The 16,933-nt window shown below is 34.1% G+C and carries 18 protein-coding genes; 7 read left to right on the forward strand and 11 right to left on the reverse strand.

All coding sequences use genetic code 11. From position 1 onward, the window contains the following. Nucleotides 1-131 precede the first annotated feature (131 nt). A complete protein-coding gene (locus ABJF08_RS02160; RefSeq protein ID WP_348114401.1) occupies nt 132-1,115 on the forward strand; it encodes a polyprenyl synthetase family protein in 984 nt (327 codons plus the stop codon). A gap of 87 nt (nt 1,116-1,202) precedes the next feature. On the opposite strand, the gene ABJF08_RS02165 is transcribed toward ABJF08_RS02160, so the two are convergent. The 4 genes from ABJF08_RS02165 to ABJF08_RS02180 all read right to left on the reverse strand — a co-directional run bounded on the left by ABJF08_RS02165 (nt 1,203) and on the right by ABJF08_RS02180 (nt 5,262). After that, a complete protein-coding gene (locus ABJF08_RS02165; protein WP_348114402.1) occupies nt 1,203-2,813 on the reverse strand; it encodes an ATP-dependent DNA ligase in 1,611 nt (536 codons plus the stop codon). Continuing rightward, entirely contained in the window at nt 2,810-3,907 is a 1,098-nt protein-coding gene (locus ABJF08_RS02170) for a ligase-associated DNA damage response exonuclease (RefSeq protein ID WP_348114403.1), read from the reverse strand. The genes ABJF08_RS02165 and ABJF08_RS02170 overlap by 4 nt, the downstream gene beginning before the upstream one ends. Nucleotides 3,908-3,963: 56 nt before the next feature. Continuing rightward, nucleotides 3,964-4,473 carry a hypothetical protein gene (locus tag ABJF08_RS02175; protein WP_348114404.1) on the reverse strand — a complete coding sequence of 170 codons (510 nt, stop codon included), beginning with the start codon at nt 4,471-4,473 and terminating at the stop codon, nt 3,964-3,966. Between the two features lie 99 nt (nt 4,474-4,572). Beyond that, nucleotides 4,573-5,262, reverse strand: coding sequence for a hypothetical protein (locus ABJF08_RS02180; protein ID WP_348114405.1), 690 nt, complete (start codon nt 5,260-5,262; stop codon nt 4,573-4,575). Nucleotides 5,263-5,516: 254 nt separating this feature from the next. On the opposite strand from ABJF08_RS02180, the gene ABJF08_RS02185 reads away from it, so the two are divergent. Further along, nucleotides 5,517-6,455 (forward strand): NAD-dependent epimerase/dehydratase family protein, encoded by a 939-nt coding sequence (locus ABJF08_RS02185; RefSeq protein ID WP_348114406.1) that lies wholly within the window; start codon nt 5,517-5,519, stop codon nt 6,453-6,455. Between the two features lie 53 nt (nt 6,456-6,508). Then, nucleotides 6,509-6,934: a TerB family tellurite resistance protein gene (locus ABJF08_RS02190; RefSeq protein WP_348114407.1), complete on the forward strand. Its 426-nt coding sequence runs from the start codon at nt 6,509-6,511 to the stop codon at nt 6,932-6,934. 10 nt (nt 6,935-6,944) lie between these two features. Here ABJF08_RS02190 and ABJF08_RS02195 read toward each other — a convergent pair whose 3' ends face one another. Genes ABJF08_RS02195 through fbp form a run of 5 tightly spaced genes read right to left on the reverse strand, consistent with a single transcriptional unit; the run spans nt 6,945 to nt 11,166 of the window. Next, a complete protein-coding gene (locus ABJF08_RS02195; protein ID WP_348114408.1) occupies nt 6,945-8,447 on the reverse strand; it encodes a hybrid sensor histidine kinase/response regulator in 1,503 nt (500 codons plus the stop codon). Next, entirely contained in the window at nt 8,444-8,926 is a 483-nt protein-coding gene (locus tag ABJF08_RS02200; RefSeq protein WP_348114409.1) for a Rab family GTPase, read from the reverse strand. Before ABJF08_RS02200 ends, ABJF08_RS02195 begins: the two co-directional genes overlap by 4 nt. Nucleotides 8,927-8,931: 5 nt before the next feature. Beyond that, complete coding sequence (locus tag ABJF08_RS02205; protein ID WP_348114410.1) at nt 8,932-9,762, reverse strand: cell envelope biogenesis protein OmpA; 831 nt, start codon at nt 9,760-9,762, stop codon at nt 8,932-8,934. 6 nt (nt 9,763-9,768) lie between these two features. Next, complete coding sequence (locus tag ABJF08_RS02210; RefSeq protein ID WP_348114411.1) at nt 9,769-10,122, reverse strand: fructose 1,6-bisphosphatase; 354 nt, start codon at nt 10,120-10,122, stop codon at nt 9,769-9,771. Between the two features lie 33 nt (nt 10,123-10,155). Beyond that, nucleotides 10,156-11,166 carry a class 1 fructose-bisphosphatase gene (gene fbp / locus ABJF08_RS02215; protein ID WP_348114412.1) on the reverse strand — a complete coding sequence of 337 codons (1,011 nt, stop codon included), beginning with the start codon at nt 11,164-11,166 and terminating at the stop codon, nt 10,156-10,158. Between the two features lie 115 nt (nt 11,167-11,281). Here fbp and ABJF08_RS02220 point away from each other — a divergent pair, with 115 nt between their 5' ends. Genes ABJF08_RS02220 through ABJF08_RS02235 form a run of 4 tightly spaced genes read left to right on the forward strand, consistent with a single transcriptional unit; the run spans nt 11,282 to nt 15,953 of the window. Next, on the forward strand, nt 11,282-11,755 hold the full coding sequence (locus ABJF08_RS02220; protein ID WP_348114413.1) for a GNAT family N-acetyltransferase: 474 nt from the start codon (nt 11,282-11,284) through the stop codon (nt 11,753-11,755). Next, the gene (locus ABJF08_RS02225) at nt 11,756-13,042 is read left to right on the forward strand and encodes an aspartate kinase (protein WP_348114414.1); all 1,287 of its coding nucleotides are present in this window, start codon (nt 11,756-11,758) and stop codon (nt 13,040-13,042) included. It begins immediately after the preceding gene. Between the two features lie 49 nt (nt 13,043-13,091). Further along, nucleotides 13,092-14,927 carry a lysophospholipid acyltransferase family protein gene (locus ABJF08_RS02230; RefSeq protein WP_348114415.1) on the forward strand — a complete coding sequence of 612 codons (1,836 nt, stop codon included), beginning with the start codon at nt 13,092-13,094 and terminating at the stop codon, nt 14,925-14,927. Between the two features lie 12 nt (nt 14,928-14,939). Further along, on the forward strand, nt 14,940-15,953 hold the full coding sequence (locus ABJF08_RS02235; RefSeq protein WP_348114416.1) for a carboxypeptidase-like regulatory domain-containing protein: 1,014 nt from the start codon (nt 14,940-14,942) through the stop codon (nt 15,951-15,953). Between the two features lies 1 nt (nt 15,954). Here ABJF08_RS02235 and ABJF08_RS02240 read toward each other — a convergent pair whose 3' ends face one another. Then, nucleotides 15,955-16,461, reverse strand: a complete 507-nt coding sequence (locus tag ABJF08_RS02240) for a hypothetical protein (protein WP_348114417.1) — start codon at nt 16,459-16,461, stop codon at nt 15,955-15,957. Between the two features lie 55 nt (nt 16,462-16,516). After that, nucleotides 16,517-16,927 (reverse strand): TM2 domain-containing protein, encoded by a 411-nt coding sequence (locus tag ABJF08_RS02245; protein ID WP_348114419.1) that lies wholly within the window; start codon nt 16,925-16,927, stop codon nt 16,517-16,519. Nucleotides 16,928-16,933 lie beyond the last annotated feature (6 nt).

Raw genomic sequence — 16,933 nt, forward strand, 5'->3', positions numbered from 1 at the left:
TTTATTAAAGGGCGCAAATATACGTCTAGGAAACTAACGAAACTCTAGAAGTTTCCTAAGTTTTACAATTTTTTAACAAGACAGTCTCTTTTTCTTATAAAATACAACTGTTCATAGATTATTTTTACAGCATGAATGCATTAGAACACTTACGAATTACGTTTTTAGATCATCTTAAAAATAGAATAACAGAAAATGAGCCTGCAGGTCTTTATGATCCAGTTCATTACATACTTAGTTTAGGAGGTAAAAGAATACGACCGTTATTAACGATGATGAGTGCAAAGATGTATGGCGCACCAGTTGAAGACAGTCTAGATGCTGCGGTAGCGGTAGAGGTGTTTCATAACTTCACGTTATTACATGATGATATTATGGATGCTGCAGACTTGAGAAGAGGACAGGAAACAGTACATAAAAAGTGGAATCTTAACACAGGTATTCTTTCTGGTGATGCTATGTTGATAATGGCATATCGTTTATTTGAAGGGTATGACAAGGATCAATTTTTTCAACTGCATAAAGTGTTTTCTAAAACAGCACTTGAGGTATGTGAAGGACAACAGTATGATGTAGATTTTGAAACTCGTGACGATGTCACGGTTCCAGAATACTTGAATATGATTAAATTAAAAACATCTGTACTAGTAGGTTGTGCGTTACAAATGGGTGCTATTATAGCTGGAGTTAAAGAAGAAGAGCAACATCTTATTTATAATTATGGTGTTCATTTAGGTCTTGCGTTCCAGTTAATGGATGATTATCTAGACGCATTCGGTGATCCAGCAACCTTTGGTAAAGAAGTAGGTGGTGATATAAGAGAAAATAAGAAAACCTATTTGTACCTGCGTAGTATAGAAAATGAAGATTGTGCTACAGAATTAAAAGAATGGTTTGCTATCGATCAAGAAAAATTGAATGAAGACCAGATAGAAGAAAAGAAGGAAATTGTTAAAGTGTTTTTTGAAGCAAGTGGTGGTGCCGCAGCAACATTAGAGACTATTAAAAGCTATACAGAGGAAGCGCTATCTATTATAGAAACCTTATCTATAAATGATGAGGCAAAGAAACAATTAAAAGATTTTTCTATAGAATTAATGAGTCGTGTAAGTTAGAGAGAAAATTTCTGCTCCATATGTAGAATTTTATATCAAAAAGGGTGGGGTTTATTCACCCTTTTTTTTATGATAAGCTCATTCGTTTCAGGGTATCAAAGCTTTTAAATCATCTAATGTATTTGCCTCTTCCAAAGGTTTATCATGTCTCCATCTTACTATTCTAGGGAAACGTGTTGCAACGCCAGATTTGTGTCTTTTACTAGGTGCAATACCTTCAAATGCTATTTCAAAAACATGATGAGGTGTTACAGATCTCACTGGACCAAAACGTTCTAACGTATTTTTCTTAATCCATGCATCTACTTTTCTAAACTCAGCATCAGTTAAACCACTGTATGCTTTTGCAAAGGTTACTAGCTCCCCATCTTGCCATAATCCAAAGGTGTAATCTGTAAATAAATTTGCTCTTCTACCATGACCACGCATAGCATAGGTGAGAACTGCATCTATAGAAAAAGGATCTGTTTTCCATTTCCACCAGTCACCTTTTTTACGACCTATTAGATAAGGACTGTCTTTTCTTTTAATCATCAATCCTTCAGATCTTTTTTCTCTAGCAAGATCACGCTCTGCAGCCATGTCGTCCCAAGAATTAAAATTCATAGTTTTTGATAGGAGCAAAGGTGTTTTTTCTTCTTGCGGTAATGTTTCTTCTTTCTTATTGAGGTCTAGAACTAGTTGGTCAAGTATGGCTCTTCGTTCTATAAAAGGCTTTTCTCTTAAATCTTTTCCTTGCCACTCTAGCAGATCATAAGCTACGATTACTACAGGAACATCTTTCAATAGTTTTTTACCAACGGTTTTACGACCTATTCTTGTTTGTAGATCGTTAAAATTCATAATAACACCATCTTTAAATGGTAGTATCTCTCCATCGATCACAGTACCATCTGGGATTAAATCTAGAAATTTCTGAAACTCCGGATATTTATCGGTAACTAATTCTTCACCTCGCGACCATACAAATAGTTCATTTGCACGTATGATAGTTTGCGATCTTATTCCATCCCATTTATGCTCTGCGCTCCATTCATTTACATCGCCTAGATCGCTTACTTCACCTTCAATAGCATATGCTAGATAAAACGGATAAGGCTTACCACGCATAGCAACTTCATTATCTTCAAAAACAAGCTCTTGAAACGTTGTGTTTTCTCCTGTCCAGCTACCCATGAGTTTATGGGCAAGAATGTCTTTGTCTATACCAGTAGCACTAGCCAGCGCTCTAGTCATTAATTTTTGAGAAACGCCTATTCTAAAACCACCAGTAAGAATTTTATTGAATACAAAACGCTCGTAATAGTTAAGTTGCAACCAGTTATTCTGTAAATAGTCTCTTTTTTCTTGTTCGTCCTTAGATTTTAAGTCTATGATCTCAGTTATTATTTGAGATAGACTTTTATCGCTAGACTCGTTTGCAGTAGGGAGAATTAGAGCAATAGTTTCTGCTAGGTCACCTACTATATGATAGCTTTCTTCAAATAACCACATAGGTACACCGCTTATTTGTGTAGCCCATTCTCTCATTAAAGTAGTGTTTACAGGCCGTTTAGGTCTCCTATGTGATAAAATGGCAATAGTCCATAATTTATCCTCGTCGCTGGCTATTTTAAAATACTCGGTAAGCGCTGCGACTTTAAGATTAGTTTTATTAGTACCATCTATGGTTCTTATAAGTTCTGCAAACTGCTTCATAACTCTGTATTTGAATTAGAAGATAATGCAGATTCATTTATTTCTTTTTCAACTTGTTCTTGTTTAGTGCCGGTTGCAGTGTTCTCTTCATTTGGGTTTAATTCAGCATTTTCACCTTCATATTGCGTGCGTTCACTGATTGCGTTTAATCCTTTTTCTTCTCTTAAAAAGCGAGCAAATATATCTTGATATCCATGTGTTGTTATGACGTTTTCACAACCAGTTGCATCGATACTATTTAATAAGCCATCCCAATCACAATGATCGGAAAGTACAAAACCTTTATCAATAGCTCTTCTACGGCGTGCACCTCTAAAAGTCATCCAGCCACTAGCGCTTGCCGTAACATAAGGAACCATTTTTCTCATCCAGGCACTTCCATGGGCACTAGGTGGTGCAATGACTATGTTTCCTGCAATTTCTTCTTTTGTAGTCTCTCTAGTTATTAAATGCGTAGGAGGAAAATTAATTTGCTCTCGCAATACCTCAGTCATTTTAAATACTGCACCATGGCAGTAGATTTTCATTTGCGAGGTGTTTAGATGTTTAATTATGCGTTGTGCCTTGCCAAGTGAGTAGGCAAAGAGAATAGAAGTCTTTTTTTCTACATGATTTTGTGCACACCATAGATTTATATCTTCCATAACCTGTTGCTGTGGTCTCCATTTAAAAGCAGGTAAACCAAAGGTGCATTCTGTTATAAATGTATCACACTTTATAGGTTCATAGACCGTAGAAATACCATCGTCTTCTGTTTTATAATCTCCCGTAAAAACCCAAACCTCTCCTTTATGTTCTACTCTTATTTGAGAAGACCCTGGAATATGGCCGGCAGGGTGAAAAGAGAATTTTACATTATTAATAGAAAAACTATCGTTATAAGCTACTCCTGACACATTTATATCGCCCAGTCGGTGACTTATAATTGGAACATTATCATTTTGAGTGATGTGCTTTTTATGGCCCCATCTAGAATGGTCTGCGTGTCCGTGCGTTATTAGTGCCTTTTCTACAGGCTGCCATGGGTCTAGATAAATTCCTGCAGGTTTGCAATAAATACCTTTGTTAGTAAATTGTAATAATGCTTTACTCATGTCATAAAGTTACATGACAGAAGTTTTTATATCGATGGATTAAGAGAAGTTTATAATTAAACTTTATCAGGATCTAGATCTGCTTTTAAATCTTCTAAAGCTTCTCTGTTGCTTGATTCAAAGTCGTTTTTAAACCAATTCATTTGATCGGTAAGCTGGTCTAGTGCCGTTATGATATCGTTGTATTTTCTTTGGGACTCTTCAGTAGTTTTAATGCGGTAACCTAAGTATGATTTATAAATACTTAATCTAGTTTTTAAAACCAGCATGCGAGATAAAACAGTCTGATCATTAAATGCGCTGTCCTTAAATTCTAACATTTTATCTACATGATCTATAAGTTCATTAGTCATACTTATAGAGTGGTCATAATTTTCTAACCCAGTAATTAAATTCTGGTAGTCCATCCATTTAAGAGCCTCTTTTTGTGCTTTACCTACTAGTGCCATTTTTGTAACACTTAAATTCATAGTAGAATAATCAATTTGATTTGATTTTGTAGACACATTTGCAGGTGCAGGTTTACAGGCAACTATTAGAAAAAGAAATAAAATTGATAAACGCATAGATAGGTAACGATGAATTGCAAATATGATTATAATATAAACAAAAAAAAAGTGCTGTAACAGTACAGCACTTTTAATAAATAATAAATTAGGGATCTATTATTTGTCTTTCATCTCTTCATTGTACTCTTCAGTAGCATCTAGATACCTCTCTGTCGTAGTTTGATTTCTACTGCTATTTATTTCTTCCATGTACTCTTCCATCGCATCTTTTTTATTATCGATAAATTTTTCACGTGCCTGTATCATTTCTTTTTCTAGATCGTCAAAGGCTTCTTGAATTTCTTCCATGTTCTCTTTGTTATTCTTTTCAGATGCTTTTTCACCCACCATCTCTTCTTCGTATTCTTTAATTTCTTTTTCTACATCTTCAATGGCGTCATTCACATCATCTACACGTAAATAAGCAGGAATACTTGTTTTAAAACTGTTGAAAGAAGCTCTTAAAGACTCACTTTTCATTTTCATGTCAGCAGTGTTCGATTCTTTAAGGTCTGCAAAGCTTATTCTTAAATTATCATAGGCGTCATATCCTTTTATAGATACTATCTTTCCATCTTTTACTTCCACATTGCTCTCAAAATCATTTGCCATTTGAGTAGCTTGCTCTTCAGTATAAGAAACGGTTTTGTTTATAGCATCTTCTGTATCGTTCATCATGTCTTCTGTAGAATTTTCTACTTCATCCATAACATCATCAGAAATATCAACCATATTTTCTTTGTCACTCTCCTTACATGCAGTTAATGCTGCTGCTGCAAATACTGCAGCTATTATTGTCTTTTTCATAATTGTTTGATTTGTTGGATACAAAATTACAATGGCATAGCAGCTCTGGATTCAGTTTAATAGGTAATAGATTGTTAATTATTCATTGGTATTCATAATTTATTTAACAATTGACTGATTTTATGTGTAAATTATATTAAAATGATTGATTTATATGTATTCCGCTTTCGCGAAAGCGAGATATTTATAACAATTAGAATAAATCTAAGAATTGCATGTTTAATGTCTTCTTATCTTTGTGAAAAAATATACAAATGCCGACTAAAGTATTAGTAATAGGTGCCTGCGGGCAAATAGGTACAGAGCTTACCATGCGATTGAGAGAGATTTATGGAGGTGAGCAGGTGGTTGCTAGTGATATACGTGAGGGAAATGAAGAGTTAATGTCTTCTGGCCCTTTTGAAACGCTAGATGCTATGAATAAAAGCCAGATAGAAGATATATGCCTTCATTATGAAATTAATGAGGTCTATTTAATGGCTGCTATGTTAAGTGCTACTGGAGAGAAATTTCCTAAAAAAGCATGGAGTCTTAATATGGATTCTCTAATGCATATACTGGATATAGCAAAAGAAGGTAAGATAGATAAGATTTTCTGGCCTTCTAGTATTGCTGTTTTTGGACCTACTACTCCTAGAGATAATACAGAGCAACATACTATTATGGAGCCTACTACGGTTTACGGTATAAGTAAGCAAACTGGCGAAAGATGGTGTGAGTACTATTTTAATAAATATGGTGTGGACGTGAGATCTATTAGATATCCTGGCCTTATTTCTTGGAAAACATTACCTGGTGGTGGTACTACAGATTATGCAGTAGACATTTTTCATAAAGCTGTTGCAGACGGTAGTTATGATTGTTTTCTTAAAGAGGACACTGCGCTACCTATGATGTATATGGAAGATGCGGTAAGAGCAACCATAGAAATTATGCGTGCACCTTTAAAGGAGATTAAAGAACGTTCTTCTTATAATTTATCAGGAATGAGTTTTACACCGACTGCTATTGCAGAGGAGATTAAGAAGCATGTGCCTGATTTTAGTATAGAATTTAATCCTGATTTTAGACAAGAAATAGCAGACAGCTGGCCTAGTTCTATCGATGACAGTGCAGCAAGAGAAGACTGGAACTGGAAGCATGAGTATGACCTTGATAACATGGTTACAGAAATGCTATCTCACCTTAAATAATTAATAAGTTCTACAAGAGCTATCCTTATATTTGCATTAATTAAATATAGATTATGTCGTTTTCAAGTTTATTTGAATCTGGAGAAAGTGCCAGAAATAAAAGTCATTTTGCAACTTTAGTAAATCTAGCCCAAGTGTCTGGAATGCATGAAGAAGAGAAAGCAGTATTGAGCCGCTTTAAGTCGATTCTAGATATTTCTGACGCAGACTATGATAAGATAGTGGAAAATCCAAAGGCTTATCCTGTAACGCCTCCTAATACATCTGAAGAGCGCATCCAGTGGTTGCATGATCTTTTTAAGGTCGTGTTTGCTGACCATCATATGGAAGAGGCAGAGCACATTTTACTAAGAAAATATGCTACTGCATTGGGTTATAACGATGAAGATGCTGAATATCTAGTAGAGCGTTCTATTCAAATATTTAATGGACATCTTAATCTTGAAGATTATAGACACTTATTAAACAAAGACAGATAGATTCCTATTCTTAAAGGAATTTTTTAAGATTAAGCCTTTTATAGATGGTGTTTAACAACTCGTCATCTGTATAAGGCTTTTTTACTACATCTTTAAATCCAGCCTTGCGGTAAGTAGCAATGTCTTCTTTACTAGTACGCACGGTTAAAGCGATTATAGGAATGCTTTTATTCTTATCGTTTGCAAATTCTTTGATGATACCTATTAATTCTAATGCATCTATTTGAGAAATACTAGAAGATATAAGAATGAGATCGTATTCATGCTTTTCTACTGCTTCTAAAAGTTCTCTAGGATCTTTATAAACTACCGTGTCAAAGTTACCTGTGCTGACAAGAACTTTTAAAGCGGTAAATTGTGTCGTGCTATTCTGGTCTGCAATGAGAACTCTTACTTTGTCTGTAAAGTTATACTGTTGTGCTGTTTTAGTTTCTTTTACTGGTATTTCTACGTTGTGTAGTGGGAAAGAAACTCTTATGTTTATTATTTGTTGCGTACTGTTTTTATCTATTTTCTTAATAGAAATATTACCATCCATTAAATCAACCAGTTCTCTCACTATAGAAAATGATAGTCCTTCTGGCTCTATTTTTTCTATATCCTTAACCAAGTGTCTGTTCTCTAGATCTTCTGGAACAAGTCCTTGATGGTGAACGACAAATCTTAAACTAGATTTACCAGCTCTTCTATTATTTTCTGAAATTTCTAATCTAATCTTATTACCGCTATTGTATAATAAAGCGTTTTCAATAAGATTACTAATAATTTGCTCTATTCTTCTTTTATCTCCTATTAAGAATTCTGGAACGTCTGGCGAGACACTCATTTCAAAAACATTACTAGAGATGCTTATTTTTGAACTAAAATTAAGGTGAATACTTTCTATTAATTCTAGAAAAGAAAAAGGAGTATTTATAATTTCTGGCTTTCCTTTTTTAAGTTGAGACAGTTCTATAATATCGTCCATTAATTTTCTTAGCTTATCGCTTTGTTCATTAACAGCTTCTACTAGTTTAGTTTGGTCTAGATTAAGTTCTCCTTTAAGTAATAAAGAAGAAAAAGCACTTATTAAGGTAAGTGGACTTCTCACCTCGTGTGCAAAATTCTGTATGAACTTAGTTTTAAAGGCTTCTTTTTCATGAAGCATGTTGTTCTTTAATTCAAGAACTTCATTAAAAATAAGAGACTCGTTGCGCTTTTGTGCGATCTTTTGAATGCGATCGTAAAAATCTGTGCGATCTCTTAAAATAATAACACCAGTATTATCTTTATGGGTTATTACTTCTATATCATAAGAATGGTCGAACATGTTGACACAATCTAATTTTATATGATCAGATTTATGGTCAAAGAAAGTGATAACAGATTCAAAAAAAGGATGAACATCAACTATCTGAGTTCCTTCAGTGAATTTTATTAAATTTTGGTCTGACTTTTTAATGCGACCTTGATCGTCTATCGCTATAAACTGTACTTTTACTACAAAGTCTTTATTGCTTTTATCTGGTATCATGCGATAAGCATTTTTGCCATTCTTTCAAATAAGCGTTGCACGTTGTTTCCTTCTTTTGCACTTATAAGTAAGTCTAAGAAATCCATTTCTTCTTTCATTTGTGCTATGCTACCTTTGGCAAGTAAATCTGTTTTGTTACCTACTGCTATGATAGGCACATTACCGAATTGTTCATTCAAGTATATTTTATGAGCTGCTAGATTCTCATATGTTTTAGGTCTGGTAATGTCTGTAACATATATAAAACCATGAGTGCCTAGAAGATAGGCTTTTCTTATTTCTTCTATGTCGTCAGTTCCTTCTGTATCCCAGATAATAAGGTTTACTATGTTTTCTTGTATCTCTACAGTTTTCTTTAGTATATGTACACCTATAGTAACTTTGTAATCTTCAGAAAAAGTCTCGTCTACAAAACGACGTATAAGCGACGTTTTACCTACTCCAAAACTTCCTACTATAACTATTTTTTTTGATGTCATTTTATTTATTCCTCTGTGAATTTGTATGTTTTGAATCTGTCTAGTAATAAGGCTTCTAGAGCAGCTCTATCGTGTAAGATACTTTTTTTGCTTATATCTTCACTTATTTCAAAATTAAAATTTTCTAATTCGTTTTCTAATCTTTCTGTAAATGTACCGCTTACAGCAGACGCAATGTAGTATTTGTGAAAACTGTGTAGGTGTATTTCATAAAGATCATATTCTATAGATTGAAGATCGTGCTGTGTTTCTTTAAAAGCATCTTCTACAAATGCTTTAATGGCTGTAAGCATACCGCTTATCATATCTTCATCTACGGTTTCTTTAGTCTGATAGCTGCCTAAGAGTATTCCAGATCCTTTTTCTATAACAAAAATTTGCTCTACATGTGCTTTGGCCAGCGCACTTATGATCATGTCATTTTCCTTAACGCCACTAAATAGCGCCATGAATTTTCTTTTGATTCCTTTACTGGAAAAAGCTTCTTTGGTAGATTTATCTATACTTTCAGAGAGCATTTTTATCTCGTTAGAAATGTATTTTTTTATCATTTTACCCAGTATTGGGTATAGAGCTTCTACTACTTCGTCTTTAGACTCTTCTATTTGAACTTTAAGAGTCTTTGTGATTACAGGGCCTAATGTTTTAGGAATGCTCAGGGTGTACTTTTCTAGCTCTTCTTTTATGATGGGTGTTACTTTTACAGAAAGTTTTTCTCTCTCTCTAATGGTTTCTTCTAGGATAGAAATTTTATTAGAGATACTTTCAGTAAGCTGTCTGTCATCAGTAAGTAAAAGAGTGCGTAATAAGTCTAGCTTATCATCCTGATTAATCATTTAACTTTAGGCTTTTATCTTTTTACCTAACTCAATTAATGCCTCGCCTAACATAGAACGACTAGTCTTATCGTCTTCTATGCTCTCTAGTCTGTCTTCCATTTTAGATTCTAGATCTGTAATACGGATGTTTAAATCTGTAGAAAGGCTGTCTATGCTTTTATTCAATTCTTCACGAGTATCATCGATCATCTCGTTAAGCTCCTGACGTTTAGCTAAAAGGTCTTTTTTTAATAAATCAAATTCAGAGTCGTACTGTTGTATGTTCTCTCCAAAGATGAGGTTCTTTATCGCTTCAAGTTTAGAACTACTATCTATAGATAATGCAGGTTCTTCTGCTTGTGATTTGTTATTGGCCATAAGGTTAATATTAATAAGCTAATTTAAGTAAAATTATCGAGGATATTTAGTCATGAATTCCTCTGCTTTTGAGACCATGTTTTTACTACCACAAAAGAATGGTACTCTTTGGTGTAATTCAGTAGGTTTAAGGTCTAGAATTCTTTCATGTCCATCACTAGCACTACCGCCGGCCTGCTCTGCTATAAAAGCCATAGGGTTACATTCATAAAGCAATCTCAGTTTTCCTTCTTTTGCTTTTGAACTTCTAGGGTACATGTAAATACCTCCTTTAATCATATTACGGTGTATATCACTTACTAGACTACCTATATACCTACTGGTATAAGGTCTGTCGCCTTCTTCGGTCTGACAGTATTTGATATAATCCTTAACTCCTTGAGGGAAATGACTGTAATTACCTTCGTTTACACTATAGATGTTACCATCTTCTGGAAAAGTCATGTTAGGGTGTGATAGGTAATACGTACCTAATGATGGGTTAAGAGTAAAACCATTAACACCGTTACCAGTTGTATATACTAACATGGTAGAAGTACCGTAAATTATGTAACCAGCTGCAACCTGCATATTACCAGGCTGTAAAAAGTCTTCTAATTGTACAGGTGTTCCTACTGGTGTAATTCTTCTATAAATAGAAAAAATAGTACCTACAGATACATTTACATCTATGTTAGAACTACCATCTAGTGGGTCCATCGCAACCACGTATTTGTTACCATGATCATTGCGCTGTCCTTCAATAGTAATGAAGTCATCATTTTCTTCACTAGCGATACCACAGACTATTTGTCTATTAGTTAATGTTCTAATGAATGTGTCATTTGCAAATACATCTAGCTTCTGCTGGTCTTCACCTTGTGTGTTAATTTCACCAGCACTACCAGTTATATCTACTAGGCCAGCTTTGTTAACTTCGTGGTTTACCATCTTTGCAGCAAGCCTGATAGAATTGATCAGTCTCGAGAGTTCTCCACTACTGTATTGAAAGTCATTTTGGTTTTCAATAATAAATTCTCCTAAGGATTGATTCTTTGTAGCCATAATTTGATAAGTTGTGCAAATATCTTAATAAAAACGCTGCCGCTACAACGTTGTATAGGATAGTTTTTAGATTTCTTTAAAATTCGTCAATTATATTTACATCAAAATTCACCTTATGATAGAAGTTAGAGAGGCAGTTAAAGAAGATTTTCCTAGAGTTCTTGAGCTTATTACAGAGCTTGCTATTTTTGAAAATGAGCCCGATGCGGTAGATATCACGGTAAAAGACCTAGAAGAGCATGGACTGGGTAAGTCCAGTTTATTTAAATGTTTTGTAGGTTTACATGAAGGTCAGATAGAAGGAATAAGTTTATGTTATCCACGTTTCTCTACATGGAAAGGTAAAACCATTCATCTAGAAGATTTAATAGTTACAGAGAAAATGAGAGGTAAAGGTCTAGGTAAAGCGCTTTATGATAAGGTAATGCATTATGCTTATGAGCAAAATGCAGGTCGTGTAGAATGGGTAGTTTTAGACTGGAATACTAACGCTATAGAGTTTTATGAAAAGTCTGGAGCTACTATTGATAAAGAATGGTACCTAGCTCAAATGGATAAAAAATCATTAAAAGCTTACATTAATAAATAGATGAGGATATTCAAATTCGGTGGTGCGTCAGTTAAAGACGCCGCAGGAGTGCGCAACGTTTTAAATGTATTGCAAACTACAGGTACAAAAGATTTAGGTATCGTAGTCTCTGCAATGGGAAAAACGACTAATGCTCTAGAAGTTATTATCGCGACATATCAAGATAATGATGCCAGTTATCTCTTGCTTATTGATGATTTGTATAAGCAACATTTAAAAATTATTGAAGATCTAGAAATGCCGGCTACAGGTATAGAAGATTTATGGTTGTCTCGCTTTCGCGAAAGCGGAATTAAAAAGGACATAAAAGCAATAATAGAATCTCTTAAAGGTGAAATGTTGCGCAATCAGAGCAAAAATTATAGTTTCTTATACGATCAAGTAGTGTGTCATGGTGAGCTGCTTTCTACAAAGATAGTTGTTGCTTTTATGAATGCTTGCGGTATTCCTATGATATGGAAGGACGCTAGACAATTGATTAAAACAGATCAAAAATATCGTGATGCTGGCGTAGACTGGAAAGAAAGTGAGAAATTAATATCTCGATCCTGTCAGGGGCAATTATTTATTACACAAGGTTTTATAGGGTCTGATGATAACGGTTTTACCACTACGCTAGGTAGGGAAGGTAGTGATTACACTGCAGCTATTCTTGCCTACTGTCTTAATGCAAGAAGCGTGACTATATGGAAAGATGTACCTGGAGTGCTTAACGCAGATCCTAGAGTTTTTGAAAACACCGTTTTACTTAATAAAATGCCTTATAACGAGGCGATAGAACTAGCTTTTTACGGAGCGTCTGTTATACACCCTAAAACATTACAGCCGCTACAAGGTAAGGAGATACCACTTTATGTAAAGTCTTTTATTAACCCAACTAAAGAAGGTACGGTCATTACATCTGTGAAGACTATAGAGCCATTAATACCTTGTTATATAGTTAAAAAGGGAATGGTATTCCTTAAAATTTCTTCTAGAGATTTTAGTTTTATAGGAGAGAATAATATATCAGATATCTTTCAAGAATTAAGCGTGCATAAAATGCAAGTAGGACTATTGCAAAATAGTGCAATTAGTTTTTCAATTTGTGTAGAAGATAAATATCATAAAATTAATGAGCTAGTTAACGATCTAGAATCGCGTTATAGGGTAAGTCATGTAGAAGATGTATCACTCTATACCGTAAGACATTATGATGGTGATTCTGTCGAGGCGATAGAGTCAGATAAAGAAGTTTTACTGAAGCAACGTGCACAAGAAACACTTCAGTTGATCGTTAAGGAATAGTCGGTTTACAATTATCTTATATTTGTAAACTTATTACTAACCAACTTTTATGGGAATTGTTAATGCAAAAGAGGTAGCCAAAGCTATCCATATAGATAAGTACGGTTTTCTAGGTACACTAGGAGGCTGGTCACTTATGAAGTTATTGCGCATCTCTACTCTTAATAAGTTATACAATAGACACAAGGATAAAAGTTCTACAGTGTTTTTAAATGCACTTCTAGAAGATTTAAAAATTGAGTTTGAAATTCCTGAAGAAGATTTAAGACGTATTCCTAAAACTGGTGCTTTTATAACTATTTCTAATCACCCACTAGGTGGAGTAGATGGTATTCTTCTTTTAAAACTACTTTTAGAACGTAGACCTGATTATAAGATCATAGCAAATTTTTTACTGCACCGTATAGAGCCGTTAAAGCCTTATATAATGCCGGTAAACCCATTTGAAGATCATAAAGATGCAAAGTCTAGTACTGCTGGTTTTATGCAGGCTATTAGGCATTTAAAAAATGATTTGCCATTAGGTATTTTTCCTGCTGGAGAGGTTTCTACTTATAAGGATGGTACACTTATGGTAGATAAAAAATGGGAAGAAAGCGCTATGAAGTTAGTTCAAAGAGCTGAGGTGCCTGTTATTCCTATCTACTTTCACGCAAAAAACAGTCAGTTATTTTACAGACTTGCAAAATTATCATCTGTTTTTAGAACGGCAAAATTACCGTCGGAAGTTTTATCTCAAAAACGTCGTGTAATTAAAGTAAGAATAGGGAACCCTATTTCTGTTAAAGCACAAAAAGAACACAACACGCTAGAAGACTTTACAGACTTTTTACGCAAGAAAACATACATGCTATCTAAGGCATATGATAAGGAAGCTAAGAAGTTAAGCGATATTCCTAAGACTATTAAATTACCTAAAACGCCTAAAAAGATCATCGATACAGTAGATCAAAATGCGATGATTAAAGAGGTAGAAAAACTGCGTAATAAAGGTGATAAACGATTATTAGAATCTAAAAACTACGAGGTATTTTTAGCCAGAAAAAATGATATACCTTACATTCTTAAGGAATTGGGTAGGTTAAGAGAGATCACTTTTAGAGCCATAGGAGAAGGTACTAATAATGCTACAGACCTAGATCGATATGACGAGTACTATCATCATATGTTCTTGTGGGATCGTGATGCAAATCGCATAGCTGGTGCATACCGTATGGGAATGGGTAGTGAGATAAGTAAAGCTTATGGACTAGAGGGTTTTTACCTTAATGAGCTATTTAAATTTGAACCAGAATTAAATAAAATGATGAGCGAGTCCATAGAAATGGGACGCGCATTTATTATAAAAGAATACCAGTTAAAGCCTATGCCTTTATTCCTTTTATGGAAAGGTATCGTGCATTGTACTCTTAGATTTCCAGAGCATAAATATTTAATAGGTGGTGTGAGTATCAGTAATAAATTTTCTAATTTCTCTAAATCGTTGATGATAGAGTTTATGAAAAGTAATTATTACGATCCTTATATAGCACAATACATTACCCCAAAACAAGAGTTTAAAGTAAAGTTAGAAGATGCTGATAAGGACTTTATATTTGACGAGAGCGAGGCAGATCTTAATAAATTTGACAAAATCATTGACGAGTTAGAACCTAACGAGTTGAGGTTACCAGTATTAATAAAAAAGTACGTGAAGCAAAATGCTAAGGTAATTGCTTTTAATGTCGATCCTTTGTTTAATAATGCGGTAGATGGATTGATGTATATACGTATAGCAGATTTACCAGAAAGTACTGTGAAGCCAGTCTTAGAAGAATTTCAGGCAGAGATGGAGTCCAAATATTTTTCTAAGCAGGACGATGATAAAGTAGAAGATAAATCTTAAACCGGTTATACTTTGAATTTCAAATTTTTATTATTCTTAATTCTCCCACTTTCTCTAAGTGCACAGTTAATTAAAGGAACCGTTTATGATGCTGTGACTAATGAAACACTGGCTTCTGTAAACGTTTACTTTTCTGGTACTTCAAAGGGTACCATCACCGATTTTGATGGAAATTTTGAAATTCCTTATTATGACAATAGCCAAAGTGTTTTTACAATAAGTTTATTAGGTTATGTCTCTCAATCTTTTAATGATCCTACACATACAGATTTTTCTAATATCAGGTTACAACCTAAAGTAGGTGAGTTGCCAGCGGTATTTCTTAATCCAGATCCATGGAGTAGAGAGAAGAAAGAACAATATTTTATAAAGCAATTTTTAGGAACTACATTAATTGCAAAACAGTGTACCATTCTAAATCTCGATAAAATTAAGATGAGGTTTAATCCATCTACAGGTAAGATGATAGCCTTTGCTCAGGAACCTGTTTTAATAGAAAACAGAGATTTAAATTACCTAGTAACTTATGATTTAACCGATTTTGAAATTACATTCAAAGCCTATAGAAGTAACCCTCTAGAAGATCCGTCTTATACTATGTATTCCTCTTTCTTTGTAGGTAGTGCCTTTTTTAAAGAGTTAGATGAGAATAAAGCAGATAAAGGTTGGGTAAAACGCCATCGCAAGCGAGCTTATAAAGTGTCAGAGGTACGTTTGTTTAAATTAATGGCTTCAGGAGAGTTTGAAAAAGAAGGCTATAAGTTATTCTTTAAAAGGAAAAAGGTCTCTTTTGATAAACATGTGAGGAGTAGAAAACGAGGTAATAGATATGTCTTAGATTTTAGAGAGACACAATACGATATTATGGATTCTAAGAATTTTCAGTCTACGATATATTTAGAAGAGTCTAAATTAATAGTTTCTGAATCAGGTAATGTAATTAACTATCCTGTACTTAAAACGGGAGGTTTTGTATCTTATTTAAAAGTGTCTGGTATGCTGCCTCTAGATTATGAATTAAAGTAATCTAGTCTTTCTTATTTTTCTTCTGTAGATGATTCTCGGCAAACTCGATACAGTAATTTTGTAATTCCTTACGACTCGCTTTAAATGCTTGTTTAACTTCTTTATTAGTACCGTTTACTTCATCAAGGTTATCCATGTCTAGATGTAGTATTTGAGCTCTTTTGGCAGTTTTAACAGCTAGTTCATTCGCTTTTTTAGAAAAAGTGAAGATGTAATCAAAAGTGATTTCTTCTATATCTTCAAAACTCTTTCTAGATTGCTCTACAGGTATACCTAGAGAGTCCATAACCTTAAGAGTCATCTTGTTTATAGGCAAAGGTTTTAAACCGGCACTAATTACTTTTGTTTTCTTAGAACTATAATAGTCTAGAAAACCTTGAGTCATAGGACCTAAAGTAGAGTTAGTGGTGCTGAGAACTAATATTTTTAAAGCCATGTGTTGAACATTAATAACCTCTGGTAGTTGCAATGTTAAGGCAAAGTTAACTCCATTAATTCGTGCACACAAAAAAAGGCCTTAAACTTAACATTTAAGACCTCATTTATCTGTTAATCAGTAGGTGTTAGAACCATGCTTTCTTACCTACTTGGTAAGTTTGATAAAATTCTTCATCTGATTTTGTAAGGTAAATGATACCTTCTATTAATCCTATAACTCCTGGAATCCAAACAAATAAAGCTCCTATAAAAAAACAAGAAGTTATAATACCTACTAAAGTGATAGCAGCTAGAATGATTCCCTCATTAGTATATCCTAAAATAAATTTATGAACACCGAATGCGCCTGCAACGATAGCTAATATTCCAGCAAGCATTTTCTTGTTCTCCTGATTGTTCATAGTTTGATTAAAACCTTGTTGAAAGTCCTTTGCGCTTTCTTTTGCTCCTTGAGATGCTTGATTAAAAGTCTCCTTTGCAGACTCTGCTGCGTTATCAAAACTGCTTTTTGAACTATCGTATCCTTCTGTACTCATCTTTAA

The organism is Nonlabens sp., from assembly GCF_039941875.1.
Taxonomy (GTDB): domain Bacteria; phylum Bacteroidota; class Bacteroidia; order Flavobacteriales; family Flavobacteriaceae; genus Nonlabens.